The 26,787-nt window shown below is 69.6% G+C and carries 29 protein-coding genes; 18 read left to right on the forward strand and 11 right to left on the reverse strand.

Features of this window, described 5'->3' with window-relative positions:
- Positions 1-10 precede the first annotated feature (10 nt).
- The 5 genes from FIV50_RS14965 (at position 11) to FIV50_RS14985 (ending at position 2,231) form a co-directional block, all read left to right on the forward strand.
- On the forward strand, positions 11-631 hold the full coding sequence (locus tag FIV50_RS14965; RefSeq protein ID WP_140038113.1) for a hypothetical protein: 621 nt from the start codon (positions 11-13) through the stop codon (positions 629-631).
- Entirely contained in the window at positions 631-1,266 is a 636-nt protein-coding gene (locus FIV50_RS14970; RefSeq protein WP_140038114.1) for a DUF2975 domain-containing protein, read from the forward strand. The genes FIV50_RS14965 and FIV50_RS14970 overlap by 1 nt, the downstream gene beginning before the upstream one ends.
- Positions 1,263-1,493 carry a helix-turn-helix domain-containing protein gene (locus FIV50_RS14975; protein WP_140038115.1) on the forward strand — a complete coding sequence of 77 codons (231 nt, stop codon included), beginning with the start codon at positions 1,263-1,265 and terminating at the stop codon, positions 1,491-1,493. Before FIV50_RS14970 ends, FIV50_RS14975 begins: the two co-directional genes overlap by 4 nt.
- Before the next feature lie 92 nt (positions 1,494-1,585).
- Complete coding sequence (locus FIV50_RS14980; RefSeq protein WP_140038116.1) at positions 1,586-1,810, forward strand: AbrB/MazE/SpoVT family DNA-binding domain-containing protein; 225 nt, start codon at positions 1,586-1,588, stop codon at positions 1,808-1,810.
- The gene (locus tag FIV50_RS14985) at positions 1,800-2,231 is read left to right on the forward strand and encodes a type II toxin-antitoxin system VapC family toxin (RefSeq protein WP_140038117.1); all 432 of its coding nucleotides are present in this window, start codon (positions 1,800-1,802) and stop codon (positions 2,229-2,231) included. Before FIV50_RS14980 ends, FIV50_RS14985 begins: the two co-directional genes overlap by 11 nt.
- A gap of 9 nt (positions 2,232-2,240) precedes the next feature.
- On the opposite strand, the gene FIV50_RS14990 is transcribed toward FIV50_RS14985, so the two are convergent.
- Entirely contained in the window at positions 2,241-2,642 is a 402-nt protein-coding gene (locus FIV50_RS14990; RefSeq protein ID WP_258184296.1) for a YbjQ family protein, read from the reverse strand.
- 64 nt (positions 2,643-2,706) lie between these two features.
- Here FIV50_RS14990 and FIV50_RS14995 point away from each other — a divergent pair, with 64 nt between their 5' ends.
- Both FIV50_RS14995 and FIV50_RS15000 read left to right on the forward strand, forming a co-directional pair.
- The gene (locus FIV50_RS14995; protein ID WP_140038118.1) at positions 2,707-3,045 is read left to right on the forward strand and encodes a hypothetical protein; all 339 of its coding nucleotides are present in this window, start codon (positions 2,707-2,709) and stop codon (positions 3,043-3,045) included.
- Positions 3,046-3,190: 145 nt separating this feature from the next.
- The gene (locus tag FIV50_RS15000; RefSeq protein ID WP_181164239.1) at positions 3,191-4,633 is read left to right on the forward strand and encodes a dicarboxylate/amino acid:cation symporter; all 1,443 of its coding nucleotides are present in this window, start codon (positions 3,191-3,193) and stop codon (positions 4,631-4,633) included.
- Positions 4,634-4,696: 63 nt separating this feature from the next.
- On the opposite strand, the gene FIV50_RS15005 is transcribed toward FIV50_RS15000, so the two are convergent.
- A complete protein-coding gene (locus tag FIV50_RS15005; RefSeq protein ID WP_140038119.1) occupies positions 4,697-6,427 on the reverse strand; it encodes a cation:proton antiporter domain-containing protein in 1,731 nt (576 codons plus the stop codon).
- 49 nt (positions 6,428-6,476) lie between these two features.
- The gene (locus tag FIV50_RS15010; protein WP_140038120.1) at positions 6,477-6,761 is read right to left on the reverse strand and encodes a MerR family transcriptional regulator; all 285 of its coding nucleotides are present in this window, start codon (positions 6,759-6,761) and stop codon (positions 6,477-6,479) included.
- A gap of 122 nt (positions 6,762-6,883) precedes the next feature.
- Between FIV50_RS15010 and FIV50_RS15015 the strand changes: the two genes are divergently transcribed.
- The 7 genes from FIV50_RS15015 (at position 6,884) to FIV50_RS15045 (ending at position 12,587) form a co-directional block, all read left to right on the forward strand.
- Positions 6,884-7,306 carry an Hsp20/alpha crystallin family protein gene (locus FIV50_RS15015; RefSeq protein ID WP_056374219.1) on the forward strand — a complete coding sequence of 141 codons (423 nt, stop codon included), beginning with the start codon at positions 6,884-6,886 and terminating at the stop codon, positions 7,304-7,306.
- 55 nt (positions 7,307-7,361) lie between these two features.
- Positions 7,362-8,402, forward strand: a complete 1,041-nt coding sequence (locus FIV50_RS15020) for an LLM class flavin-dependent oxidoreductase (protein ID WP_140038121.1) — start codon at positions 7,362-7,364, stop codon at positions 8,400-8,402.
- A 298-nt stretch (positions 8,403-8,700) separates the two neighbouring features.
- Positions 8,701-9,624, forward strand: a complete 924-nt coding sequence (locus tag FIV50_RS15025; RefSeq protein ID WP_140038122.1) for a hypothetical protein — start codon at positions 8,701-8,703, stop codon at positions 9,622-9,624.
- 450 nt (positions 9,625-10,074) lie between these two features.
- Entirely contained in the window at positions 10,075-10,284 is a 210-nt protein-coding gene (locus tag FIV50_RS15030; RefSeq protein WP_140038123.1) for a methyltransferase, read from the forward strand.
- Positions 10,285-10,360: 76 nt separating this feature from the next.
- Positions 10,361-11,626 carry a molybdopterin molybdotransferase MoeA gene (locus FIV50_RS15035; RefSeq protein ID WP_258184297.1) on the forward strand — a complete coding sequence of 422 codons (1,266 nt, stop codon included), beginning with the start codon at positions 10,361-10,363 and terminating at the stop codon, positions 11,624-11,626.
- On the forward strand, positions 11,623-12,306 hold the full coding sequence (gene mobA, locus FIV50_RS15040; RefSeq protein ID WP_258184298.1) for a molybdenum cofactor guanylyltransferase: 684 nt from the start codon (positions 11,623-11,625) through the stop codon (positions 12,304-12,306). The genes FIV50_RS15035 and mobA overlap by 4 nt, the downstream gene beginning before the upstream one ends.
- Complete coding sequence (locus tag FIV50_RS15045) at positions 12,303-12,587, forward strand: DUF6457 domain-containing protein (RefSeq protein WP_140038124.1); 285 nt, start codon at positions 12,303-12,305, stop codon at positions 12,585-12,587. The genes mobA and FIV50_RS15045 overlap by 4 nt, the downstream gene beginning before the upstream one ends.
- A 62-nt stretch (positions 12,588-12,649) precedes the next feature.
- Here FIV50_RS15045 and pheA read toward each other — a convergent pair whose 3' ends face one another.
- The gene (gene pheA / locus FIV50_RS15050) at positions 12,650-13,600 is read right to left on the reverse strand and encodes a prephenate dehydratase (protein WP_140038125.1); all 951 of its coding nucleotides are present in this window, start codon (positions 13,598-13,600) and stop codon (positions 12,650-12,652) included.
- Positions 13,601-13,662: 62 nt separating this feature from the next.
- On the opposite strand from pheA, the gene pgm reads away from it, so the two are divergent.
- Positions 13,663-15,306 carry a phosphoglucomutase (alpha-D-glucose-1,6-bisphosphate-dependent) gene (gene pgm, locus FIV50_RS15055; RefSeq protein WP_140038126.1) on the forward strand — a complete coding sequence of 548 codons (1,644 nt, stop codon included), beginning with the start codon at positions 13,663-13,665 and terminating at the stop codon, positions 15,304-15,306.
- A 117-nt stretch (positions 15,307-15,423) separates the two neighbouring features.
- Complete coding sequence (locus tag FIV50_RS15060) at positions 15,424-15,759, forward strand: hypothetical protein (RefSeq protein WP_140038127.1); 336 nt, start codon at positions 15,424-15,426, stop codon at positions 15,757-15,759.
- 297 nt (positions 15,760-16,056) lie between these two features.
- On the opposite strand, the gene FIV50_RS15065 is transcribed toward FIV50_RS15060, so the two are convergent.
- From FIV50_RS15065 to FIV50_RS15095, 7 genes are all read right to left on the reverse strand, one after another.
- Entirely contained in the window at positions 16,057-17,157 is a 1,101-nt protein-coding gene (locus tag FIV50_RS15065) for a glycerate kinase (RefSeq protein ID WP_140038128.1), read from the reverse strand.
- Positions 17,154-18,212, reverse strand: a complete 1,059-nt coding sequence (locus tag FIV50_RS15070) for a LacI family DNA-binding transcriptional regulator (RefSeq protein ID WP_140038129.1) — start codon at positions 18,210-18,212, stop codon at positions 17,154-17,156. The genes FIV50_RS15065 and FIV50_RS15070 overlap by 4 nt, the downstream gene beginning before the upstream one ends.
- Before the next feature lie 84 nt (positions 18,213-18,296).
- Positions 18,297-19,055, reverse strand: coding sequence for a sugar phosphate isomerase/epimerase family protein (locus FIV50_RS15075; protein ID WP_140038130.1), 759 nt, complete (start codon positions 19,053-19,055; stop codon positions 18,297-18,299).
- A 312-nt stretch (positions 19,056-19,367) separates the two neighbouring features.
- Positions 19,368-20,231 carry a sugar phosphate isomerase/epimerase family protein gene (locus FIV50_RS15080; RefSeq protein WP_140038131.1) on the reverse strand — a complete coding sequence of 288 codons (864 nt, stop codon included), beginning with the start codon at positions 20,229-20,231 and terminating at the stop codon, positions 19,368-19,370.
- Entirely contained in the window at positions 20,228-21,442 is a 1,215-nt protein-coding gene (locus FIV50_RS15085; RefSeq protein ID WP_140038132.1) for a dihydrodipicolinate synthase family protein, read from the reverse strand. The genes FIV50_RS15080 and FIV50_RS15085 overlap by 4 nt, the downstream gene beginning before the upstream one ends.
- A gap of 2 nt (positions 21,443-21,444) precedes the next feature.
- Entirely contained in the window at positions 21,445-22,608 is a 1,164-nt protein-coding gene (locus tag FIV50_RS15090; protein ID WP_140038133.1) for a Gfo/Idh/MocA family protein, read from the reverse strand.
- Positions 22,609-23,245: 637 nt separating this feature from the next.
- Entirely contained in the window at positions 23,246-24,196 is a 951-nt protein-coding gene (locus FIV50_RS15095) for a LacI family DNA-binding transcriptional regulator (RefSeq protein WP_140038819.1), read from the reverse strand.
- Between the two features lie 212 nt (positions 24,197-24,408).
- Between FIV50_RS15095 and galT the strand changes: the two genes are divergently transcribed.
- Together galT and galK are read left to right on the forward strand one after the other, a co-directional pair.
- Positions 24,409-25,557, forward strand: coding sequence for a galactose-1-phosphate uridylyltransferase (gene galT, locus FIV50_RS15100; RefSeq protein WP_258184497.1), 1,149 nt, complete (start codon positions 24,409-24,411; stop codon positions 25,555-25,557).
- Positions 25,554-26,759, forward strand: coding sequence for a galactokinase (gene galK / locus FIV50_RS15105; RefSeq protein ID WP_140038135.1), 1,206 nt, complete (start codon positions 25,554-25,556; stop codon positions 26,757-26,759). Before galT ends, galK begins: the two co-directional genes overlap by 4 nt.
- Positions 26,760-26,787 lie beyond the last annotated feature (28 nt).

A 26,787-nucleotide genomic window follows, 5' to 3' on the forward strand; every position in this document is an offset into this window, starting at 1 on the left:
GGAGTGGATGATGACCTCGACGAAAGACCGCACGATCTCTCGCGGCGACTCCGGCGCCCTGATCGGCTTCTGCATCGCAGGAGTCCTGATCGCCGCCTACATCACGGTGTTCTCGATCATCCGGATCGTAGAACTCGCCCGCGGCGTCGATGTGCCGGTGCTGATCGAGTTCGCCCCGGATGCGTCCGCCGTCGACCTGCCGCTCTCGACCGGAGGCAGCGTGGCCGTGGGGCTCGACAGCGGCACGATCATCGCTCCTCAGCTGCCGGCGATCGCCGCGGTGCCCGGCATCATCGGCCAGGTGCTGCAGATCATCACGATCCTGGTCGTGATCGGATGCCTGATCCTGCTCGCGCGCAGCACCGTCAGCGGCCGCATCTTCGGCCGCGGTCGCACGGCCCTCGTGGCCACCGCCGGCATCACCGGCCTCCTCGGATTCGCGTCGGTGCGCTTCTTCGACAACATGCTCGCGAACGCCACCGTCGCCCGGATCACCGACAACGGCATCGACAACGCCGTGATGAGCGTCCAGCCGTTCACCTTCATCCTCGGGGCGTTCGTCATCGCCCTCATCTGCACGGTGTTCTCCATCGGCGACCGACTGCAGCGCGACACGGACGGGCTCGTCTGATGAGCACCGTGACCGCGACACGTTCCCAGACCGCCGATGCGATCACCGTGATCCTCTTCGGTGCGGCCGCTCTGGTGGTGACGGCGATCAGCACCGTCCTGCGCGTGCTCGGAACCTTCCGAGATCAGGGCATCGCGTGGTCCATCCCGATCGACGAGCAGCCGATCGACGCGACCGTCGGCTCAGGAGCCGCGTCGGTCGAGGGGATCGCTCAGGAGGTGATGGTGTTCGCCACCGGAGTGGATGCCGCTTCGACCGCAGCGATCATCGGCTCTCTCGTGCTGTGGGCGCTCGCCCCGTTGATCGTCATCGTCGGCGTGATGCTCGTCGCCTGGAACTTCCTCCGCGGACGCTTCTTCGTGCGGAGCAACGCACGGGCCTTCGACGCGATCGGCTGGACCCTCGTGCTCGCCCCGATGTTCATCGTGCTGCTCGAGAAACTGGGGCTGAACGGGGTGTCCGCCGCGTTGGGCCTCGGATCCGGCGAGCCGGTGCATCCGATCGAGTTCTGGTCGATCGTCCCGATCTTCGCGACCGGCGTCGCGGTGGGCCTCATCGCGGCAGCGTTCCGGCAGGGCATCCGCCTGCAGCGCGAGAAGGCTCTGCTCGAGGACGACACGAGAGGCCTCGTATGAGCCCGGCGGAGAACGACGACGAGCTCACTGGCATCCACTGTCGCCTCGACGAGCTGCTCGCGGAGCGCGGGATGACCCTGACCGAGCTGAGCGCTCGCGTCGGCGTCAGCATCGTGAACCTGTCGGTGCTCAAGAACGACCGCGCTCGGGCGATCAGGTACTCGACGCTGCGCGCGATCTGCGATGCCCTCGGCTGCGAGGTCGGCGACCTGCTGGTGCTGGCGTAGCGTCAGGCGACGCGAGCTGAATGCCGGTGGACTCTCGCGCGTAATACGTTGCGGACGTAACATGTAATACACGCGATCGGAGGAGGGATCGAATGAGGCTCAACAGCAAAGGGCAGGTGACGATCCCCGCCGAGCTGCGTCATCGACTCGGTTTCGCAACGGGCGACGAGGTCGACGTGATCGACGACGGCGGCGTACTGCGAATCGTCCGAGCCCAGGACCTGACTCGCGGCGAGCAGGCGGTCCTGCGCGTTCGCGGCATCCTCGGCGCAGGCCGAACCACCGCCGAGGTGATGGAACTCACGCGTGGCGAGTGAGGTCGCAACTCTCGTCGACACGAACGTCCTGCTGGACGTCTTCTCCGACGACCCCGACTGGGCTGATTGGTCGAGTTCCGCCCTCGCTGCAGCCCGTGATGCAGGCCGACTGATCATCAACCCGATCATCTATGCGGAGCTCTCTGTCCGCTTCGATACAGCCGCTGCGTTGGACAGAGCACTCGGAACGCTGGATGTGCAGCGCGACGATCTTCCGTACGAGGCGGCGTTCGCCGCGGCCGCCGCGTTCCTCGAATACAGACGACGGCGTGGGTCTCGTACGTCACCGCTCCCTGACTTCTACATCGGCGCGCACGCGCTGGAGCGTCGGTACCGTCTGCTGACGAGAGACGGCTCGCGCTACTTCACGTACTTTCCCCAGCTGACGGTGGTCGCGCCGAACGAGCGTCGACGCAGCTGACGCGAGCCGTCAGGCCTGCGGCGGCTGGGGCGGCTGCGCGACCGGCGCGAGGGGCTCGACGACCACGGCGGTGCCATAGGCGCAGATCTCGGTGAAGTTCTGGATCGACCCGGCGTCGAAGCGCATGGCGACGATCGCGTTGCCGCCCCGCTGCTGAGCCTCGGCCCACATGCGACCCATCACGACCTGGCGCGCCTCGTACATGACCTGCGTGTACTCGGGGATCTCGCCACCGCCGAGCGAGCGGAACCCGGCGGCGAAGCCCTGTCCGAAGTCGGTCGATCGCACCGTGAGGCCCATGACCTCTCCGAGCACCTGGGTGATGCGGTAGCCGGGGATGTCGTTCGTCGTCACCATGAACATGAGGCCATCGTGGCAGAACAGGGTGATCGCGACCAGGCCAGGCAGCATCACACACTGCATACCCCGCGCAACCCCTTCTATGAATCTTCTGTGGGTCGATAGCGTCGACGACATGAAGCTCAACGACCGGAACCTGCGCACACCCGCCCGCATCCTCATGGCATTGCCCATCACGGCACTGGCCTTCTCGCTCGCCGCCTGCGGTGGCTCGTCGCGCCCTGCGGTCGACGACGTCGCCGACGGCATCCAGAAGGTCTACGAAGACCAGGGGCTCGGCGACACCGTCACCGACGAGGTCGCCACCTGCTTCGCCGAGGCCCTCGTCGACTCCGACCTGAGCAACGAGACCCTCACCTACATCGCCAACGGCGAGGACAAGCAGTCCAGCCAGGATGACAAGGCTCTGACCACGCAGATCCTCACCGACAACCTGGAGAAGTGCGCGGGCTGACGCGCGCCACCCTGATCGACGAAGGATGACGGATGCCGCGGCATCCGTCATCCTTCGTCATCTCGACCTCGGGATTCCGGCGTGACTCCTAGCGTGGACGGATAGCGCGCACACGGCGCGCACCGATTCTGGAGTCCTCGATCCCATGAGCACCACCGCCCGCCCCACGAAGGCGCCCGACACTCGCGGTCCCGTCCGGAAGCTGCTGACCTCGTTCGGCTTCCAGATCCTCGCGGCCCTCGTCCTCGGCATCGCCGCCGGCCTGATCGCGCGCCAGCTGGGTGCCCCCGCCGACAGCCCCAACGGCCTCTCCGCCACGCTCGACACGATCGGCAGCTCGTACGTCACGCTGCTGCGCGCCGCCGTCGTGCCGCTGATCTTCACCGCGATCGTCGCCAGCATCTCGAACCTGCGCCGCGTGCAGAACGCCGCACGCCTCGCGGGCCAGACCCTGCTGTGGTTCGCGATCACCGCGTTCATCGCCGTGATCATCGGCATCACGCTCGGACTGGTCATCCAGCCGGGCAACCGCGCCGGTGCAGGCCTCGAGCCCGGCGAACCGTACACGGTCGGCACGTGGTGGAACTTCCTCCTCGGTCTGATCCCGCAGAACTTCCTCGGACTCAGCGTCAGCACGAACCCGGGCGCCACGGACGGCACATTCACGTCGAGCGTGAACTTCAACATCCTGCAGGTCATCGTGATCGCGGTCGCCGTCGGCATCGCGGCGCTCAAGGCCGGCAAGAAGGCCGAGCCGTTCCTCTCGTTCACCGAGTCGCTGCTCAAGGTCATCCAGCGGGTGCTGTGGTGGATCATCCGCATCGCCCCGCTCGGCACGTTCGGCCTCATCGGCGCCGCGGTCGTCAAGTACGGCTGGGAGAAGCTGGCCTCGCTCGGCTGGTTCGCGATCGCCGTCTACATCGGCCTCGCGCTCGTGCTCTTCGTCGTCTACCCCGTGCTCGTCAAGACGCACGGCCTGTCGATCACGCAGTACTTCTCCGGCGTCTGGCCGGCTGTGCAGCTCGCCTTCGTCAGCCGTTCGTCGATCGGCACGCTGCCCCTCACCGAGCGCGTGACCGAGCGCAACCTCGGCGTACCCCGCTCGTACGCTTCGTTCGCCGTGCCGTTCGGCGCGACCACGAAGATGGACGGCTGCGCCGCGATCTACCCGGCCATCGCCGCGATCTTCGTGGCACAGTTCTTCGGCATCGAGCTGAACCTCGTGCAGTACCTGCTGATCGTGCTCGTCTCGGTCGTCGGCTCGGCCGCCACCGCGGGAACCACGGGTGCGACCGTCATGCTCACGCTGACGCTGTCGACCCTGGGCCTGCCGCTCGAGGGCGTCGGCCTGCTGCTCGCGATCGACCCGATCCTCGACATGGGCCGCACTGCGGTCAACGTCGCAGGCCAGGCGCTCGTGCCGACCATCGTCGCCAAGCGCGAGGGCATCCTCGACGAGGGGCTCTACAACGCACCGCGCGAGGGCCTGCCGTTCGCCGACGACTCGGCCGACGACGATGCACCCGAGGCGGATGCCGCAGCGTCCGGCTCCCCGGAATCCGAGACCGAGCCGGCCGGCACCCGCTGACCCGCCGTCTGATCGACAGAGCGCCTCACTCCATCCCGGGGTGGGGCGCTCGTCTGTCTCCCGCTAGGCGCGACCCTGCAGACGCGTAGCGGCACGGGTGTCGAGGGCGAGCTCCTCGGCATCCATCGCGGCCATCAGCTCGCGCATGACCTCCTCGTCGAGGTTGCCGGCGTCTCGCTCCGCGAGCAGGATGTCGCGGCGCACCTGCAGCCATCCGCGTGTCAGTGCTGCGAGGTCTTCGTAGGAGGGCCGAGTGACCGCCTCCTCGACCTCCTGCGCCTCGTCGGCGGCCTTCTCGACCCTGGTCATGCGCTTCGTGAACGCGTCGAAGACGCCGATGTCGACGCTGCCGTACTTGTCGACCCACTCGACGCGCTTCTCGGCGAGGAAGGCCTTGCCCGCCTCGCGGCTCTTGGCCTTGACGTCGGCGATCGCGCGCTCGTCCTCTTCCTCGTCGACGTCGCTGGCGATGCCGAGCCCGCGGATCAGCAGCGGCAGAGTCAGACCCTGCAGCAGCAGTGTGCCGACGGTGACGACGTACGCGACGACGACGATCGCATGCGACGGCTCGGTGTCGAGAGCCGCGAGATCCGCCGCGGCGAGCGCGGTGGCCAGCGTCACCACGCCGCGCATGCCCGCCCACGAGATGACGGCGATGTCCTTCCAGGTGAGCTGCAGGCCCGCCATGCGATCGCGCACGATCTTCGACCGCAGCTCTTCGGCGCTGTACTGCTTCCAGCGTTTCGAGTCGCGGCGGCGTTCGTCGAATGCCCCGGATTCGACCGTGCGATCCCAGCGTTCCAGTCGTCTGCGGTCTTGGAAGTTCGCCCACCCGTTCGCCGGGTAGACGTAGAGCGGACGCACGACCAGCACCACGAGCAGCACCACTCCCGACAGCAGCAGGATGCGGCCGACCTCCTCGCCGCCGAGGTCGCTGAGCACGCGCGGGAACTGCAGACCGATGTACGCGAACACGAAGCTCTCGAGCAGCAGGTCGGCCGACAACCACAGCGGCGCCTCCTGCTGGCGGGTCGTGTAGTCGGTGCGGGGCGAGTTGTATCCGACATAGAGGCCCATCGCGACGACCGCGAGCACACCCGAGCCGAGCAGGTGCTCGGCGATCGCATAGGCCCCGAACGGTGCGAGCAGCCCGAAGGTGCCGATCACGACGGGGTCGCTGATGCGCATGCGCAGCTGGTGCAGCACGATGCCGAAGACGAGTCCGACGGCGACGCCCACGCCGACCGCGAGCAGGAACTGCCAGATGCCGTCCCAGACGGTGAGCGTCGCCCCTGCGATGATCGCCGCGAACACCCGGTAGAGGGTGAGCGAGGTCGCGTCGTTGATCAGACTCTCCCCCGAGAGCACCGTCATGATGCGGCGTGGAAGCCCGAGCTTGCGGCCGATCGCCGCGGCCGAGACCGCGTCGGGTGGTGCCACGATGGCGCCGAGCAGGAGGGCGCCGGGAAGGGTGAGCGACGGCAGGATCCACCACGCCACCAGGCCCACGGCGACCGCGGTGAGCAGCACGAGGGTGACGCCGAGCCGCCGGATCTGCGGCAGGCTGCGCTTGAAGCCGACGAACGACACGTCGAGCGCCGCCGAGTACAGCAGCGGCGGCAGCACGAGGTTCAGCAGCAGATGCCCGTCGATCTCGACCTCGGGCACGAAGGGCAGGAAGGATGCCGCCAGCGCGACCACCGTGACTAGCAGCGGAGCCGGCCAGCCGCGCCATCGGGCGATCGCCGCCACGACGACAGCACCGACGAGCACGTAGAAGATCTCGGCATCCATGCCCCTAAAGTACTGCCCGACAGCCTCGAGGCCAGGCGCGTCCAGGGGGTCAGGGACGGTCGTCGGCCAGTTCGTCGCGGAGTCCGGCGTTCTCATCCTCCAGATCGAGGACTCGTCGGATGCCGACGATGTTGATGCCCTCGACACGCAGGCCCGTCACCCGACGGATGCGTGCGAGATCGTCGTCGCTGTACCGACGCGTGCCTCCGTCGCTGCGCGCGGGGGTGACCAGACCTTTCGCCTCGAAGAGCCGCAGGCTCGCCTCGGGGACGCCGCTGAGCTGGGCGGCGACGGCGATGCCGTACACCGGCATGCTCGGATCACGGTCAGCCATCGGCACCTCCCTCTCTCGGCACTTGCATTCTATCTCGCGTTGTTCTATAAAAAATCTATAGCAATGGATGCAGATAATCTGCACCCGAAACGCCCATCCGGGCCACACGAAAGGAGACACTCATGGCCATGTCCTTCGATCCGTTCAGTCAGCTCGACCGCTTCGCTGCGAGCGTGCTGGACTCCGTCCGCGCACCGCGTCTCATGCCGGTGGACCTCTACCGCGACGGCGACAGGTACGTGCTGCACGCCGATCTTCCCGGTATCGATCCGGGCTCGATCGACGTCGACCTCGACGGCGGACAGCTCACGATCCGCGCGCAGCGCACGGCCGACGGTCGTGAGGGCGTCCGCTGGCTCGCCCGTGAGCGCGGAGCAGGCTCGTTCCTCCGTCAGTTCTCGCTCGGCGACGGCGTGGACCTCGACGCGATCAGCGCCTCATACGAGAGTGGTGTGCTCTCGGTGATCATCCCGGTCAGCGAGCGGGCGAAGCCGCGCAAGATCGAGGTCGAGTCGAGCGACAACCGACAGTCGATCGCCGCCTGACACGAGGTGGGGGCGAGCGGGAATGCCCCGCCCGCCCCCACCGTTGCATTCGGGGATGACTTCCACCGCGCTCTCCGTCCTCGACCTCGTCCCGGTTCGCACCGGCCAGACCAGTGCCGAGGCGATCTCCTCCTCCCTCGACCTCGCCGCCACCGCCGACCGCCTCGGCTACCGCCGCTACTGGTTCGCCGAGCACCACAACATGCCGGCTGTGGCATCCACCACTCCCCCGGTGCTGATCGCCGCCGCCGCGATGCGCACGACGAAGATCCGACTCGGATCGGGTGGCGTCATGCTGCCGAACCACGCGCCGCTCATCGTGGCCGAGCAGTTCGCCGCGCTCGAGGCGATCGCGCCCGGCCGCATCGACCTCGGCCTCGGCCGCGCCCCCGGCAGCGACCCGGTCATCACCCAGCTGCTGCGCGGCTCGGGCACCACGAGCGACGTCGAGCAGTTCCCCCGCAACGTGCAGGACATCGCCGCGCTCGTCTCGGGTGAGGGCGCCACCGTGCGCTTCACGTCGGGCGGCGAGTACACGGTGCACGCGACGCCCGCCGCGACCGGAAGCCCCGAGGTCTGGCTGCTCGGATCGAGCGACTACTCGGCGCAGCTCGCCGCATCGCACGGACTGCCCTACGTCTTCGCGAACCACTTCTCGGGTCAAGGCCTCGAACGAGCGCTCGACCTCTATCGCACCGGCTACCAGCCGAGCGAAGAGCACCCCGAACCGCGCACGTTCCTCACGGTCAACGTCGTCGCCTCGCCGACGCAGGAGGAGGCCGAGGCCCGTGCCCTGCCGCAGCTGCGCATGATGTCGCGCCTGCGGCTGAACAAGCCGCTCATCGCGCTCGAGACGGTCGAAGAGGCGCTGGCCGCGGAGTCGGATGCTGCGACCGACCAGGTCGTGGAGACCGCACGCTCACGCTGGTTCGTCGGCACGGGCGAGTCCGTCGCCGCGGAGGTGCGCGAGTTCGCCGCGAAGTACGGCGTCGACGAGGTCATGCTCTCGCCCGTCGCCGGTGCCTACGAGTCGGAGCCGCGCGACGCCGCCGCCGGCCGCGCCCAGACGCTCGAGCTCATCGCCGCCGCCCTGTAGGGGGCCGCTTCGCGGGCACCGGGCGCCCTCGCACCCGTGCTCCGTGCTCCCGTGCGGGGTCAGTTTCGCATCCGAGAAGCCGCTTAGAGATGCAGAAGTGACCCCGCTCACGGCACCAGATGCAGAAGTGACCCCGCTCACGGCGCCAGATGCAGAAGTGACCCCGCTCGCGGCACCAGAGGATCGCGCCGGGTCACTCGTTCGCGGATGCTGGCCACAGGCGCGAGTTCTCCACATCTCTCGGCATCCGCGCGATCACCGGACGAGAACGGCGCATCGGATCAACGAACCTGATCGGATGCGCCATCGGATACTCCTGCCCGACGAACTCGGCCGCCATTTCACCGTGCAGCAGGCCGCCGCCGCGGGCATAGGTCGGGGCCGCGTCTCCGCGCGCGATCTCGACCGCCCTTTCCGCGGGGTGCGCTCGGTCACGGCTGCGGAGACACCGCTCGATCGAGTCGCCGCCCTTGCGCCCCGCCTGCAGCGTGGTCAGCTCATCGGCGGGGAGACGGCGATGCGGGTGTGGGGGTATCCGCATCCCGGCATCTGGACCGTCCATGCGCCGATCATCGTTGTCGTGGCGACGGGTTCTTCGCGCGTCCGGCGCAGCGGCGTCGCCGGTCGACGCCTGGCAGCGGGACGCGCCCAACCCTGGCGAATCGGCGGAATCCCGATCATCGATCCGATCGCAGCTCTGTTCATGTGCGCCGCGGCGCTGACCGAGGATCACGTGATCATCGCCCTCGACGCCCTGATCAGCGCGGCAGACAACTATCCGGGGCTGCGTGCGGGGCGTCCGCCGCTCACCGTGACCGACATCGAGCAGCGTCTGCAGGTCTGGGGCCGTTTCCCCGGGTCTCGCCGAGTCCGTGACGCGCTGTCCCGTGCGCGCGAAGGGGTGGAATCGCCGAAGGAAACCGAGACGAGGCTGCTCATCGTGGCAGCGGGTCTACCTGAACCCGTCGTGCAGCACGAGGTCTATGAGAACGCTCTTCTCATCGCGCGCTGCGACATGGCCTACCCCGACCTCAAGATCACGATCGAATACGAGGGCGACGGGCACCGCACGAGCCGCGATCAGTGGCGGCGCGACATCCAGCGACAACGCGAGCTCGAAGACCTCGGATGGATCGTCATCCGCGTGACCCAGCTCGACCTGGCGGGCGACCCAGGACCGCTGCTCGACCGCATCCGTCGGGCGAGATCATCCCGCCGCTGACTGTTCCCTGCACTGTGCGTCTCCGCTCCCGCCTCCTCGCTCCAGCTCCCAGTGCCTCAGGCCTCAGGCCGGGTCACTCTCGCACCCCTGCGCACAGGCGGGGCCACTTCGGCATCCGAATCGCCCCTTCGAGGTGCGAAAGTGACCCCGCTCACGGGGTTCCGGGAGAATACAGTGGGTCCAGAATCCCCCGCTCACGACCCTCGTCAAAGCTTCCAGGCGGGGTCACTTTCGCACCCCTGCCCACAGGCGGGGTCACTTCGGCATCCGAATCACTCCTTTACGGTGCGAAAGTGACCCCGCAAACGGCGGGGATGCGAAAGTGACCCCGCAAACGGCGCACGCCCGCGGCCCCGCGACGGCGCGCTCCGCCGCGCACGCACCACCGACAAGGGCTGGTATTCCGGTGCGCCGGGGCGTAGCGTCACGAGCAACGGAAGGGGTTCGATGATGAGCACGACCAAGACCCTCGCACTCTGGGTGGCCTACGGCACGAACGGAGTCGTCGGCAGCATCCGACACGATGACGAGGGATACACCGTCGTCATGGCCGGATCGGATGCCGCGACAGGCACGTACCCGAACCTGGAATCGGCCAAGGGCGCGCTGCATTCGCACATGCTGCCAGGCAGCGGCTGGCCGATGTTCCGCGAGCACTGACCTTCAAGCGGGGAAAAAGGGGCAGAGGGGCGACGCGGTCGCGGGGGCATCCCCGCGACCGTCGTACGCTGACTGCATGCGACACGCCACCTCCCTCGCTCCCCCGGCCATGTTGACGGTCGAGGAGCAGCAGGCGAAGGTGCTCGCCGCTGCCCGACCGCTCGACACAGAGGCGGTGCCGATCTCGCAGGCAGCCGGTCGCACCCTCGCCGCCGACGTTCACGCCAGGGTCGATGTGCCGCTTTTCGACAACTCCGCGATGGACGGATACGCCGTCATCTTCACCGACGTCGAGGTCGCCACGGCCGAGCACCCTGCAGAACTCCGTGTCATCGCCGACCTGCCGGCGGGTTCGGCGGAGGAACCCGTGCTGAGTGCAGGGCTGGCCGTCCGGATCATGACCGGCGCTCCCGTGCCCCGCACCGCGAACACCGTCGTACCCTTCGAGCACACGCGTGACGGGCTGCAGGCCTGGGATGCCGCGGCGATCGTGACGACCGCGCCTCTCCGGGAGGGCGCCCATATCCGCCGCCGCGGGGAGGAAGTGCGCGCCGGTGCCGTCGTCGCGCGGGCGGGGGCGATGCTCGGGCCGTTGCAGCTGACGGCCCTCGCGGCCACAGGCGTCGACACCGTGCACGTGCATCGTCGCCCTCGGGTCGCCGTGATCTCGACGGGAACCGAGCTCGCTGCCCCCGGCGCAGACCTGGCCCGCGGGCAGATCCCCGAGTCGAACTCGGTGCTGCTCGCGTCGATGTGCGCCGAGGCGGGTGCCGACGTGATCTCGGTCGACACGGTAGCCGATGAGGATGCCGCCTTCACGGCACTCCTCGACCACGCGGTGCGCGCGGGCAATGCCGATGTCGTGGTCACGTCGGGCGGCGTCAGCGCCGGTGCCCACGAGGTCGTCAAGAACGTGCTGCGCGATCGCATCGACTTCGTCGCGGTCGCCATGCAGCCGGGCAGACCCCAGGCCTTCGGGCGCATCGACGATGCACTGATCTTCGGCCTGCCCGGCAACCCCGCCAGCGTCGCCGCATCGTTCGAGGCGTTCGTGCGCCCGGCGTTGCTCGCTCTGCAGGGGCGCGAACCGGTGCAACGCCCGGTGCTTCGTCTCGCGACCACAGCCGGGTGGCGCAGCCCGGCCCGACGACAGCAGTATGTGCCGGTGGCTGTCGACCGATCCGACCCCGCCGCATGGTCGGTGCGCCCGGCAGCCGCCGACGGATCGTCCGGCGCGCACCTCGCCGCAGGACTCGCCGGAGCGGATGCCTACGCCATCGTGCCCGCCGAGGTCTCTGCCGTGGGCGCCGGAGACCTCGTCGACGTGATGCTGCTCTCGTGACCTCGACCAACGCAGCAATCGCGGCAAGCGCAGAAAACGCAGCCAACGCGGCAACCCCCGGTACCGCAGCGATCATCCTCGCCGGCGGGCGGGCATCGCGACTCGACGGCGCCGCCAAGCCGCTGCTCGAGGTCGCTGGCCGCACGCTGCTCGATCGGGCCATCGCGGCCGTCGCAGGCTGCGACCCGATCGTCGTGGGCCCGCCGGTGCCCGTGCACGGCGAGGTCGCCTGGACTCGCGAGGCCCCCGAGTTCGGCGGTCCGGTCGCCGGCATCGCTGCCGGGCTCGCGAACGCCGAGAGCGACGAAGTCTTCGTGCTGGCGGCCGATCTGCCCAACGCCGAAGAGGCGGTCGCGCTGCTGCGTCGGCATCCGCCCCTCGCCAGCGGCGAAGACGGCATCTGCCTGGCCGACGGCTCCGGACGGATGCAGTGGCTGATCGGTCTCTATCGCACCGACGTGCTGCGCAGGGCTGTCGCTGCCCTGCCCGACGGCGGCCGCGATGCCTCGATCCGGTCACTGCTCGCGGGCCTCGCCGTCACCGCGGTGCCGGCAGGAGACCTGGCGACGGACGTCGACACGTGGGACGATCTCGAACGTGCCCGCGCAACGGCGCAGACACCCAGCGCAACGGCGCAGACACCCCCGCGCGGCAACGCACCGGACGAGGAGACGACATGACCGACAAGCCGCAGCATCTTCCGGTCGAGGCCCTCGACGACTGGACCGCCGCCGCCTCCACCGCCCTCGGGATCGACCGTGAGTCGGTCGACATCGGGCTGCTCCTCGATCTCGCCCGCGACGTCGCGCACGGCGTCGCCCGTCCGGCTGCCCCGCTCAGCGCCTACCTCGCCGGCCTCGCCGCAGGGCGCGCAGGCGGCAGCCGCGAGGACACCGCCGCGGCGGTCGCCACGATCACCGCACTGGCGGCATCCTGGCGCGCCGACGACGACGAGTCCTGAACTTCTCATCGCCGCCCTCCCCGGTGTGATCGGGAACGACCGCGGCCGGGCCAGAGTCGGTCTCAGTCTTCGGGTTCGCCCGAGAGGATGCCGCGCAGCCAGTCGCGCGCCTCGACGAACACGTCGTCGTCGTAGCGGTCGGGGTACTGCACGATCTGCCGATCGGCCCGCGGGTACGACCCGAGGAAGACCACGCGTGGGCTGAACCGACGGATGCCGAGCAGGGCGTCGGCCATGCGCTCGTGCTCGATATGCCCGTCGGCGTCGATCACGAACCGGTAGCGGCCGAGCTCGTCTCCGATGGGGCGCGACTGGATGAGCGAGAGGTTGATGCCGCGGGTCGAGAACTGCTCGAGCATCTCGAGGAGAGAGCCGGGGTGATCGTTGGGGAGTTCGACGATCAGCGACGTCTTGTCCGCGCCGGTCGGGGCCGGGGCGGAGGTGGTGCGGGTGACGAGCACGAAGCGGGTGACGGCCTGGGCGTTGTCGCCGATGCCCTCGGCCAGCACGTCGACGTCGAGGTGCTTCACGACGCCGGGAGCGGCGATGGCCGCCTGCGCAGGAAGACTGCCGTCGAGCATGCCGACCGCCGATGCGACGTTGCTCGCCGCGGGCACGTGCGAGTGGGTGGGCAGATGTGCGCCGAGCCAGCCGTGGCACTGCCCGTAGGCGACGGGGTGCGCTGCGATCACCTTGACGTCCGACAGCGTGGTTCCCCGGGGAGCCACGAGCACGAAGTTGACCCGCACCAGGTATTCGCCGATGATCCGCAGGCCGGGCAGCGTGGCCAGAGCATCCTGCGTGGTCGAGACGCCGCCCTCGATCGAGTTCTCGATCGCGATCATGGCCGCGTCACTGCGACCCTCGAGCACATCCGCGAGGGCCTCACCGACGTTGTGCACCGCACGCCATTCCTGGCCTCGCGCTTCGGCGACCTGTTCGAGCGCCGCTTCGGTGAATGTTCCGGCGGGGCCGAGATAGCTGTAGGTGCGGCGTTCAGTCACGCGTTTCACCTTAGGGCACCAGTGGGCGCCCAGAAGATGCGCGGATGCCGAGATGGGGGCAGACTGTCTGCATGACGAGCCGCGCCGGCCTACCAGCCGAAGAATCCGACCTGATCGATGTCGACGAGCTGATCGCCGCTTATTACGATCGCGTCCCCGACCCCGGCGTCGCCGCCGAGCGAGTCGCGTTCGGGACCAGCGGCCACCGCGGGTCGTCGCTCACCAAGAGCTTCAACGAGAACCACATCCTCGCGACCACGCAGGCGATCGTCGACTACCGCGCGGCGCAGGGCATCACCGGGCCCCTCTTCCTCGGTCGTGACACGCACGCCCTGTCGCTGCCGGCCGAGCGCAGCGCCATCGAGGTGCTGGTCGCGAACGGCGTCGACCTCCGCGTCGACTCGCGCGACGCCTGGGTGCCGACACCCGCGCTCAGCCACGCGATCCTCACCTTCAACCGCGCGCTCGCACCGGATGCTCCGGGCCGCGCCGACGGCATCGTCGTCACCCCGTCGCACAACCCGCCGCGTGACGGCGGTTTCAAGTACAACCCGCCGCACGGCGGACCGGCCGACACCGACGCGACCGGCTGGATCGCCGACCGCGCCAACGAGCTGATCGCCGGCGGTCTGGTCGACGTCAAGCGCGAGCGCTTCGCCGATGTCGACTGGGATGCTCTCCCCGGCTACGACTTCCGCGACGCCTACGTGCGCGACCTGGCGACCATCATCGACATCGACGCGATCCGCAACGCCGGAGTGCGCATCGGCGCCGACCCGCTCGGCGGCGCCTCCGTCGAGTACTGGGCGCTCATCAAGGAGGTCTACGACCTCGACCTGACGGTCGTGAACCCCGAGGTCGACCCGACCTGGCGCTTCATGACGCTCGACTGGGACGAGAAGATCCGCATGGATCCGTCATCCCCTTCGGCAATGGCCTCGCTGGTCGCCAAGAAGGCCGACTACGACGTGCTCACCGGCAACGACGCGGATGCCGACCGCCACGGCATCGTCACCCCCGACGCCGGGCTGATGAACCCCAACCACTACCTCGCGGTCGCGATCGACTACCTGTTCTCGCACCGCTCGGAGTGGCCGCGCGACGCCGCGATCGGCAAGACCCTCGTGTCGTCGATGATCATCGACCGCGTCGCCGAGTCGCTCGGACGCCGCCTGCTCGAGGTGCCCGTCGGCTTCAAGTGGTTCGTGCCCGGGCTGCTCGACGGATCCGTGGCCTTCGGCGGCGAGGAGTCGGCCGGAGCGTCGTTCCTCCGCAAGGACGGTACCGTCTGGTCGACCGACAAGGACGGCATCCTGCTGTGCCTTCTCGCTGCCGAGATCATCGCCGTCACCGGCAAGACGCCGTCGGAGCGGTACGCCGAGCTGGAGCAGGCCTTCGGATCGTCGGCCTACCAGCGCGTCGACGCCCCGGCGACGCCTGCGCAGAAGTCGACGCTGAGCAAGCTGGCTCCGGATGCCGTCTCGGCGACGACCCTCGCCGGTGAGGAGATCACCGCCAAGCTGTCGCACGCGCCCGGCAACGGCGCCGCGATCGGCGGCCTCAAGGTGCAGACCGAGCACGCGTGGTTCGCGGCCCGCCCTTCCGGCACCGAAGACGTCTACAAGCTGTACGCCGAGAGCCTGCGCGGCCCCGAGCATCTCGCCGAGGTGCAGGCCGAGGCTCGTGCCGTGGTGTCGGCTGCCCTCGGCGGCTGACCCGGCCACCTTTTCGTCTGTCTTCTGCCCCCGCACGCCCCCCGTGCGGGGGCAGAAGTGCATCCGGGTCACGGAGGTGCGGGAGCCGGCACGTGCAGGTGCAGGTGCAGGTGCCGGGTGCGGGTGCAGGTGCAGGGTGCGGGTGCCGGGTGCGGGGTCACTTTCACACCCGAAACGGCTGATCCCGGTGCGAAACTGACCCCGCCCGGCATCCGCAATGCGGAACTGACCCCGCCTGGCATCCGCGGTGCGGAACTGACCCCGCCTGGCATCCGCGGTGCGGAACTGACCCCGCCCGGCATCCGCAATGCGGAACTGACCCCGCCCGGCATCCGCAATGCGAAACTGACCCCGCCTGGCGGACGCCATGCGCAGGCCCGGTCGAACCACCCACCCATCGCGGGTGCGGGGTCAAAAACGCACCCGAACCAGCGATTTCAGATGCGCTTTTGACCACCGCAGACCGGGAGTGCGGGCCACCCGGAGTTGCACGGACGTGCGTGGCCAAAGAACCAACGGACACCGCGATTTCGGATGCGTTTTTGACCACAGCAGACGAGTTCGACCACCGCAGACGAGCGAGATCGGATGCTGTGCAAGGGCAGCCCCGAAGCGCGGACGCGACGGATGGGAGCGGATGCGACGGATGGGAGCGGATGCGACGGATGGGAGCGGATGCGACGGATGGGAGCGGATGCGACGGATGGGAGCGGGTGCGACAGATGGGCGGGTGCGGCAGATAGCGGCAGGTCAGACCGACCGGGCGAGCAGCGCCCCCGCTTCGCGCAACCAGCGGGCGGGGTCGGCGAGAGCGGCATCCGACGATCCCGCGATGTCGGTGAGAGACGCGGATGCCGCGAACAGCGCCACATCGGAGTCAGCGGTGATGCGACCGGCCGCGAGCAGCACAGCGGCCCCTGCGGACGCGGCGAGGCCCGCGATGAACGAGGGCACCTTGCCGTCGCCGGACTGACCGTCGTACGACCCCTCGCCCGTGATGACGACGTCGGCGTCGGCGATCGCATCCGCGAGTCCGATGAGCTCTGCCACCTCGGCGGCTCCGGGAGCCAGCGTCGCTCCCCACACGACGAGCGCACCGCCCGTGCCACCGGCGGCTCCCGTGCCGGGCAGCGCGGGGTCGAGGCCGAGCATCTCGGCGAGACGCGCGAGCGCGGCATCCACGTGCGTGATGTCGTCGCCGGAGAGCCCCTTCTGCGGCCCGAACACCGCCGCGGCACCCCGTGGGCCGACGAGCGGGTTGGTGACGTCGGTGAGCACGCGCACCTGAGGCGCGGTGCGCAGCGCGCTGAGGTCGACGGATGCGATGTCGGCGAGTCCGCGCGCACCGCTGGCGACCGGCTCACCCGCGGCATCGAGGAATCGCGCGCCGAGCGCTGACAGCATCCCGGTGCCGCCGTCGGTCGACGCGCTCGATCCGATGCCGACCACCAGTCGTGTGACGCCGTGGTCGAGGGCGGCGGCGATCGCCTGGCCGAAGCCGGTGGTGTCGGCGTCCCACGGGCGCAGCTCGTCGAGCAGTTCGATGCCCGAGGTCGAGGCGAGGTCGACGACGCCGGTGCCTCCGGGAGAACCGGCGGAGACGGGCAGCAGCAACCAGCTGGTCTCGAGCGGCACGCCCGCGGGACCATCGACGACGACCGGCATCCGTCGCGCCCCAGGCACGGCCGCGGCGAACGCGGCCACTGTGCCCTCGCCGCCGTCTGCCATCGGGCGATACACGAACGTCGCGGAGGGATCGACTGACGACCAGCCGTCGGCGAGCGATGCCGCAGCATCCGCCGCGGTGATCGTGCCCTTGAAGCTGTCGGGCGCCAGCACGACCCGGGTCATCGGGCGATACTCGGTGTGCTCGCCCGCACGATGACCTCGAGCGGCAGCGCCGCCTGCTGCCAGTCGGCGTCGACCGTCGCGCGGAACGCCTGGTATCCGACCTCGCTCAGCGGCACGCGCACCGTGGTGAGCGCCGGGGTGACGTCGCTCGACGACGGCACATCGTCGAAACCGCAGACCGCGATGTCGGAGCCGATCTCTCGACCCGCGTCGCGGATCGCCGACATCGCGCCGATCGCGACGACATCGCTCATGCCGAACACGAGGGTGCCCGGCTCGACGCCCTCGGCGAGCGCCGCCGACATCGCCTGCACACCCGATTCGCGGCGGAAGTCGCCTCGGATCAGCAAATCGATCGATCCTCCACCTGACTCGAAGCCCGCCCGGAATCCGGCGAGACGCTCGTCTGAGGTGAGCACCCCTTCGGCCGCGCCGATCGCGATCGCCGAGCGATAGCCGAGCGACGCCATGCGGCGGCCCAGTGCCTCGGCACCGGCGCGGTTGTCGATCTCGACGTGCCGGTTCTCTGCACTGCCGGCCCCGAACGTGACCACCTGCCCGCCGAACCGGGCGTACTCGGCCAGCTCACGCGAGGTGTCGGAGTCGGTCGGCTCGTTGGTGCGAGAGGCGGCGAGGATCAGGCCCTGAGGTCGCTGTCCGCGCAGCGCTCGCACGATGCGCGCCTCGCGGGCCGGGTCGCGCTCGGTGATCGCGATCGTGACGACGAGACCCTGCTCGTCGGCTCCGCGGGCGACGCCGGCGGCGATGAGGCCGAAGTACGGGTCGGCGATGTCGGCGACGAGCAGTGCGATCACGGGCGAGCTGCCGCGAGCTGTGGCCTGTGCAGACGCGTTCGCCGTGTAGCCCAGCTCGGCCGCCGCCTGCTCGACGCGCTCACGGAAGGACTCGGCGACCTTGCGCTCGGATCCGTTGAGAACACGGGATGCCGTGGCGAGCGAGACCCCGGCCTCACGGGCCACGTCGTGCAGGGTCGGGGCTGCGCCTCGCGAATGCCGCGGCTGACGCACCCGGGAAGGGCTTTCCTGCTGACTCATGCCCTGAGCTTACTGCGCGGTACGGGCGGCGCCTGGGATCCTCCGGGGGCCGCGGCATCCTGAGTCCTGCGGAGCATGACGACGCTAGAGCGAGAGGTACGAGCGGAGAGTGGCGGCCTCGCCGCGCAGCATCGCCGGGTCGTCGCCGGGCACGAACTCGAGCAGCGCGTCTCTCGGCGGGGTGGGCGCAGACTGCGCCTCTCCGAAGAACCGGGTCCAGAGGGCATCGCGTGCCCGCAGCGGAAGCCTCTCGTGGTCGGGCCACCACGAGAACACGTGCGCGGCGGTCACGTGGTCGGCGATCGCACGGTACTCGTCGAGCACCGTCTCGACCGCGGCACCGACAGTGGGCTGCCAGTAGGTGCTGAGCGTCGGCCTCGCGACCTCGGTGAGCACCCGGAGGGTCGTCGGCGCGGTGTCGGCGAGCGTGCCCGAGTGGAACTCGAGCGCGAGGGAGATGCCTCGGGCGTTCGCCTCGTCGACGGCATCCTGCAGTCGCGCGATCGTCGACGCCCAGTCCTGCGGTGCGGCCCCGTCGGATCCGATCGATCCCGCCCAGACGCGCACACGGTCGACACCGAGAGCCTCGGCTGTGTCGAGCACAGGGGTGATCGACTCATCGGTGCCGGCGCGGAAATACGAACCGTAGGAGCACGACACGAGCCCGGCATCCGACATCAGCCCTGACACCCTCGCCGCCTGATCGACGTCACCGGCCGGCACGTGCGTGTCGGCGCCCCACTCGATGACATCGAGCCGTGCTTCTGCTGCGAGCTCGACGACTTGTTCGGCGCTCAGCGCCCGGAACGTCACCGAGCAGAGTCCTGGGCGGATCTTCGTCATGGGTTCATCCTCTCAAGGGGCCGCGTCGGTGTCTCGGGGGTTGCGTCCGGCGGCTTGCGTCATGTCGGCGCCCCGGGGCCGCCTGCCCCGTGCTGTCTGCCCCGTGCCGTCTGCGGTCCCCGGTTGTTCCACGGTCGAGTCCCGTATCTTCCGACGTCGAGCCCCGTACCGTCTGCAGGACTGAGGGACGGATGCAGGACCAGAAACCGTGTTCCGGCCCGGCATCCGTGCCCTGGTCCTGCAGACGGCACACCGGTGACACAGAGGTGGCACGCCCGCGCCGTGCAAGCCCAGACGTTGAAGTCCCGGCCGTCAGCGCAGGTGCGGTGAGACCGCGGCGCCGAAGGACTCGGCCGTGCGCCGCACGACGTTCTCGGGAGCATCCGCCCAGATGTCGGCGTTGAAGATCTCGACCTCGATGTCGCGGTCGTATCCGGTGTCGATCACAGCGCGGGTGAGCGAGCCGAAGTCGATCACCCCGTCGCCCGTGTAGTGCCGCGACAGCAGCACGTCGGCGGCGAGCGGGGTCTTCCAGTCGCACACCTGGTACGTCGCGATGCGGCCTTCACGACCGGCGCGCGCGATCTGCTCGAGCACCTGCGGATCCCACCAGATGTGGAACGTGTCGACCGCCGCGCCCACCACATCGGCGTCGAAGTCGGCCGCGATGTCGAGCGCCTGGCCGAGCGTCGAGACGACCGCGCGATCGGAGGCATACATCGGATGCAGCGGCTCGATCGCCAGCGTCACCCCCGCCGCCTTCGCGTCGGCGGCGAGATCTCCGATCGCGTCGCGCACACGTTCGCGCGCGCCGATCAGGTCACGCGACCCGGCCGGCAGCCCGCCGGCGACGAGCACGAGCACGGCCGTCGATCCGTCAGCCCCGGATGCGGCGAGCGTCGCGGTCTCCTCGATCGCTCGGCGGTTGTCGTCGAGGGCCGCGACGCGCTCCGGCCCCTCGGGGAGGGTGAAGAAGCCGCCGCGGCAGTGCGTGGTGAACCGCAGACCGGAGTCGGTCAGCATCCGCGCGGCGACGTCGAGTCCGACCTCGTTGACGGGCTCGCGCCACAGACCGATGGCCTGGATGCCGGCATCCGCCGTCACCCGCAGCGCGGTCGCGAGATCGGCGTGCTTGATGGTCGCCTGGTTGATCGACAGGCGGGGGTCGACGGTCATGCGGTCACGCTCCCCGCATCGATGCCGTTCAGGCGCAGCATCCCGTGCCACCGCTCGCGCGCGAGCTCGGGGTCCTCCAGCGCGAGCGACGCGTTGGCGAGTTCGACGATGCGGCTGAGGTGGGGAAGGCTCCGTGCCGAGTGAAGTCCGCCGACCATCTGGAACGCGGGCTGGTGCCCGTTGAGCCAGGCGAGGAACGCGACCCCCGTCTTGTAGTAGAACGTCGGAGCAGCGAACACCTGACGGCTGAGCTCTTCGGTCGGGCCGAGGATCTCGAGGTAGCGCGCGGGGTCTCCGGCATCCAACGCCTGGATCGCCGCCGATGCCACCGGGGTGATCGCCGCGAACGCGCCGAGCAGCGCGTCGGAGTGGGTGCGTTTCGTCTCGGTGCTTCGCTCCTCACTCAACGGCCGGGTGGAGTCGCCGCCGATCAGGCCGACGTAGTTGAAGTCGTCGCCCGTGAACATGCGAACGCCCTCAGGCAGACGCTCGCGCACCGAGATCTCGGACTCGGCGTTCAGCAGGCTCATCTTGACGCCGGCGATCTTGTCGGGGTTCTCGGCGATGACATCGAGCAGCACAGCGGATGCCGTCTGCCAGTCGTCCGCTCCGAAGTATCCGGCGAGCTCGGGGTCGAAAGCCGTTCCGAGCCAGTGCAGCACGACCGGCACGGTGGCCGAGGAGAGCACCTCCCGGTAGACGCGGCGGTAGTCGTCGGCATCCGTCGCCACCCTCGCGAGGTGGCGCGAGGCCATGAGAACCGGACCCGCGCCCTGTTCCTCGGTGAAGTGCAGCTGCTCTTTGTAGGCGTCTATCACCTGGTCGAGCGAGATGTGCGAGTCGGCGACGTGGTCGGTGTTGACGCCGACCACGACCGAGCCGCCCTCCTCGCGGGCGACCTCGGCGCTGCGGGCAATGAGCTCGCGCGTCGCCGCGGCATCCAGGCCCATGTTGCGCTGCGCGGTGTCCATTGCGTCGGCGACGCCGAGTCCCCACGAGTACACGTTGCGGCGGAACGCGAGCGTCGAGTCCCAGTCGATGTCGGCGGGCTGGCCGGGGGTGTTGTCGGCGTGCACCTTCGGCACGACGTGGGCGGCGGCGTAGGCGACGCGGCTCTGCAGCGGCGAGGACGGGCGGGAGTACCCGCCGCCCTCGCGCAGCTCGGCATCCGTCACCGCGCCCGCGGCGTCGAGAAGTCGGAGAGTCATCATGCTCAACCCAGCGTCAGCGGTTCGAGCGCGACCTTGCGGCCCTCGGCGCTCGAGGTCAGTCCGGCCTCGGCGAACTGCACGCCGCGGGCACCGGAGAGCAGGTCGAAGGGGTACTTCGTGCCCTCGACGAACGAGACCAGGTACTCCTCCCACTGCTGACGGAATCCGTTGATGAAGACGTCGTTGGTGGGCACGTTCTGCCAGTCGGCGTCGTAGTCGTGGCTGTCTTCGAGGTCGGGATTCCACACGGGCTTCGGCGTCGCGTTGCGCGGCTGGATCTTGGCGCCGAAGAGTCCGACGACCGCGGATCCGTGGGTGCCGTCGACCTGGAACTCGACCAGCTCGTCACGGTTCACACGCACAGTCCAGCTGGAGTTGATCTCGGCGATGATGCCGCCCTCGATCTCGAAGATGCCGTAGGCCGCGTCTTCGGCGGTGGCGGTGTAGTGCTCGCCGTTCTCGTCCCAGCGGTCGGCGATGTGCACGGCGGCCTGCGCGTAGACGCTCTTGACCTCGCCGAAGAGGTTCTCGAGCACGTAGTTCCAGTGCGGGAACATGTCGACGATGATGCCGCCGCCGTCTTCGGTGCGGTAGTTCCAGCTCGGGCGCTGCGCGGGCTGCCAGTCGCCCTCGAAGACCCAGTAGCCGAACTCGCCGCGCACCGACAGGATGCGGCCGAAGAAGCCGGAGTCGATGAGGCGCTTGAGCTTCTGCAGGCCCGGCAGGTAGAGCTTGTCGTGCACGACGCCGGTCTTGACGCCCGCCTCGTCGGCGAGACGCGCGAGCTCGAGGGCCTCGTCGAGCGACTCGGCGGTGGGCTTCTCGGTGTAGATGGCCTTGCCGGCCGCGATCGCCTTGCGCAGGGCGGAGGCACGGGCCTTGGTCACGAGGAAGTCGGCGTAGATCTCCCACTTCGGGTCGGCGAGGGCCGCGTCGAGATCTGTCGTGTAGTCCTCGATGCCGTGCTTGGCGGCGAGCTCGGCGAGCTTGGCCTCGTTGCGGCCGACGAGCAGCGGCTTCACCGTGATGCGGGATCCGTCCGGCAGCTCGATGCCGCCCTGTTCACGGATCGCGAGGATCGACCGCACGAGGTGCTGCCGGTAGCCCATGCGCCCGGAGACGCCGTTCATGATGATCCCGATCTCGCGGGTTGTCGTCTGCGACATTGCTGGTCCGTTCTCTGGGAAGCCGTTGCGCCCGCCATCGTCCGGTAAGCGCTTTCCGACAGCATGCCATGCTCGCGACTCATGTGCAAGCAGCGGGGGAAAACGCTCTCCTCGGTGGCAGTGGGCGAGCTTCGCCGTGTTCTGCCGCGTGCGGGGTCACTTGCGCATCCAAACCGGCCGTTTCCGGTGCGTTTTTGACCCCGCACCATGGAGACGCGCAGGCGGGGTCACTTCCGCATCCGAACCGGCCGTTTCCAGTGCGGTTCAACCCCACACCACAGCCCCACGCAGGCGGGGCCACTTCCGCATCGGAAACGGGCTCTTCCGGTGCGTTTTCGACCCCGCACCGCGGACTCGGCAACAGCTCAGCCCCCGCCGAGTGCTGCGGCCGATCTCGGACGATGCGCACCCTCGACCGATAGCCGAGTCCGCGCGAGATCTCGAGGATGTCGGCCAGATGCCCGACGATCGCGAGCCGCCTCGCGGTGCGGGGTCAAAAATGCACCCTCCACGTCAGCCGGGGCCAAAAGCGCATCCGAAGCGGGCGTTTGCGATGCCTTTTTGACCCCGCAGCGCGAGCCGGCCCCGTTCTCGACCCCGCAGCGACCCCGCACCGCGAGGCCCGGGCCGGCCCGACTCAGCGGGTGCTGGCGCGGTCGACCAGAAGGGTCGGCACGACAGCGGATGCCGCGGCACCAGGTGCACCCTCGATCTCGGCGACGAGCAGGCCGACGGCCCGGTGTGCGAGGGCGGTGAAATCCTGGCGGATGGTCGTGAGCGGCGGGCGGTAGTTCGCAGCATCCGGCACATCGTCGAATCCGACGACACTGACATCCTCAGGCACCCGACGCCCCGCCTCGGCAAGCGCGCGCAGCAGCCCCAGCGCCATCTGGTCGTTGGCACAGAAGACGGCGGATGCTGTGCGCAACGCGTCTCCGGCGACGAAACCGGCCTCGGCACTCCAGTCGCCGCGCACGACCGCCGGCGGCTCGATGCCCGCAGCACTGAGGGCGTCACGCCATCCGCGCTCGCGTTCGGCAGCCGCGAAGGAGTCGGCGGGTCCGGCGAGATGGTGCACGGTCGTGTGTCCGAGCCCCAGCAGGTGCGCGGTCGCCGCCGCCGCACCGCCCGCGTGATCGCTGTGCACGACGGCGAGATCGGCGGCCCCCGGAGCATCGACCACGACCAGGCGCAGACCCGCCGGCCGCTCAGCCGCAGGCACCAGGGCTGACGCCTCGTTCAGCACGATCGCGCCGTCGACCTCCTGCTCGGCGAGCCGCTCGAACGCGTCGGCGACGCTGTCGCCTGCCGTGACGAGGGTGAGGGCGTAGCCACGCTCGGCCGCAGCCTCGGCGGTGGCCTGCAGCATGCGCGAGTTGCCGACGGTCGCGAGAGTCGTGACGACGAGTCCGATGGTCTGCGAGCGTCCGGTGCGCAGCGCCCGAGCGGCACGGTGCGGGCGGTAGCCGAGTTCGGCCATGGCCTTCTCGACACGCTCACGGGTGACGGGGTCGACGCGCGGGCTGTCGTTGACGACGCGCGAGACGGTCTGCCCTGAGACCCCGGCACGTGCGGCGACCATCGCCATCGACACTCGGCCCGATGCCGGGCGGCGGCGTCGGGGCCGGTCGAGGCCGCGCAGGAGATCGTCATCCACCGCAGGCACCTCCGCTTCCCGTCCACAACTCCGGAATGTTGACGTTACCACGGTGGTGTGCGTACCATGTTTACGTGAACACGCACGAACATGCTGAGTTGCGAACCGAGACCCTCTCCGCCGGAATCACCAGACGAGCCACCATGCTCGCCGACGGCCGCGAGCTGATCTACTTCGACGACCCTGACACGACGCTCGGTGCCGAGCGTGCTGTCGACGCCCGCACCCTCGATGCCCGCGGCGAGACCGCCACCATGCGCCTCGACGTGCTGACCGGCGACTGGATCACGGTCGCGGCGAACCGGCAGAACCGCGTGATGATGCCGAGCGCCGATGCCGACCCGCTCGCCCCGCAGTCGCCGACCAACCCGTCCGAGGTGCCGTCGCTCTATGACGTCGCCGTGTTCGAGAACCGCTCGCCCGCATTCGGCCCCGCGCTCGCCGAGGCCACCGGCACCGCCCCCGAAGCGAGCAACCCCCCGCGCGGACTCGACGACCTCGCCGCTCTCGGCCTCGGTCGCACCCGCACGTCGGTCGGACGCTGCGAGGTCGTGTGCTTCAGCCCCGAGCACACCGGCTCGTTCGGAACCCAGTCGGTGACCCGCGCCCGCACCGTGATCGAGGCCTGGGCCGACCGCACCGCAGCACTCTCGAAGCTGCCCGGCATCGAGCAGATCTTCCCGTTCGAGAACCGCGGTGAGGCCATCGGAGTCACGCTCCCCCACCCCCACGGCCAGATCTACGCCTACCCCTACGTGACGCCGCGCACCACGCGCCTGCTCGACTCGATCGACCGCACCGCACCCGATCTGTTCCAGCACATCCTCGAGTCCGAGCAGGCGTCCGAGCGCGTTGTCTTCCGCGGCGAGCACTGGACGGCATTCGTGCCCTTCGCCGCCCGTTGGCCCCTCGAGGTGCACCTGATGCCGCACCGGCACGTGCCCGACTTCGCCGAGACGACGGATGCCGAGCGCGACGAGCTCGCTCCCCTCTACCTGCGTCTGCTCCGCGGCGTCGACGCCCTGTACGACACCCCGACCCCCTACATCGCCGCCTGGCATCAGGCTCCGGTCAACGTCGGCCGTGACAGCGTGCGGCTGCACCTGCAGCTCACGAGCCCCCGCCGAGCAGCCGACAAGCTCAAGTTCCTCGCGGGCTCCGAGGCCGCGATGTGGGCCTGGGCCGCAGAGGTCACCCCCGAGCAGGGCGCCGCCCGCATCCGCGAGGCCATCGCCAAGGCAGACGCCGCCCAGACAGACACCGCAGACACTGCAGACGAGGTATCCGCATGACCGCCCCCACCCTCGAGGCCGCCACCGCCCTCTTCACCGACCTCACCGGCCGTGCACCCGACGGCGTCTGGTCGGCCCCCGGCCGGGTGAACCTGATCGGCGAGCACACCGACTACAACGACGGCTTCGTGCTGCCGTTCGCGATCCCGCACCGCACGTACGCGGCCGTCGGGGTCCGTGACGACGGCCTCGGTCGAGTGCGCGTCGCATCGACCTTCGCCGCCGAGCCGGTCGAGGTGTCCCTCGACGAACTCGACGAACTGTTCCCCACCGCGTCCGGCACTGCCCCTGGTGTGCCCGAATGGGCCGCGTACCCGCTCGGCGTCGCCTGGGCGCTGCGTCAGGCCGACGGCGTGGCTTCGTCGGCCGCCACCGGCACGGGCCTCGACATCGCCATCACGTCCGACGTCCCGGTGGGCGCAGGGCTCTCCTCGTCCGCCGCGATCGAGAGCGCCACGGCATCCGCCCTGAACGACCTCTGGGCTGCCGGACTCGACCGCATCGCGCTCGCCCGCGTCGGTCGCCGGGCTGAGAACGAGGCCGTCGGCGCCCCGACCGGCATCATGGATCAGATGGCCTCGATGCTCGGCGAGCCCGACGCGGCGATCTTCCTCGACTGCCGCTCGCTCGACGCCAACCTCGTGCAGGTGGGCATCGCCGAGGCCGGCCTCGCGATCCTCGTGATGGACACGCGGGTCAAGCACGCCCACTCGACCGGCGGCTACGGCGAGCGCCGTGCCGCCTGTGAGCGCGGCGCCGCGATCATGGGCGTGCCGAGCCTGCGCGATGTCTCGGTCGACGACCTGCCGCGCGCCGAAGAGCTCATGGACGACGTCACCTTCCGTCGTGTGCGCCACGTGGTCACCGAGAACCAGCGCGTGCTCGACACCGTGAAGGTGCTGCGCGACGAGGGCCCACGCGCGATCGGCGATCTTCTCGTGGCCTCGCACGCCTCGATGCGCGACGACTTCGAGATCTCGGTGCCCGAGCTCGACACGGCGGTCGAGGCTGCCCTCACCGCAGGTGCGCTCGGCGCTCGCATGACCGGCGGCGGGTTCGGCGGAGCAGCGATCGCGCTCATCGAGCAGGATGCCGTGCAGCAGGTGTCGGATGCCGTGAACGCCGCGTTCGCCGCATCCGGGTTCGCGGCCCCGGTGATCTTCACCGTCGTTCCCTCGGCCGGAGCGCGCCGCGACGCCTGACCGGGGTCAGGGTCCGTTGATCGCGACC

The organism is Microbacterium foliorum (assembly GCF_006385575.1).
Lineage (GTDB): Bacteria > Actinomycetota > Actinomycetes > Actinomycetales > Microbacteriaceae > Microbacterium > Microbacterium foliorum_B.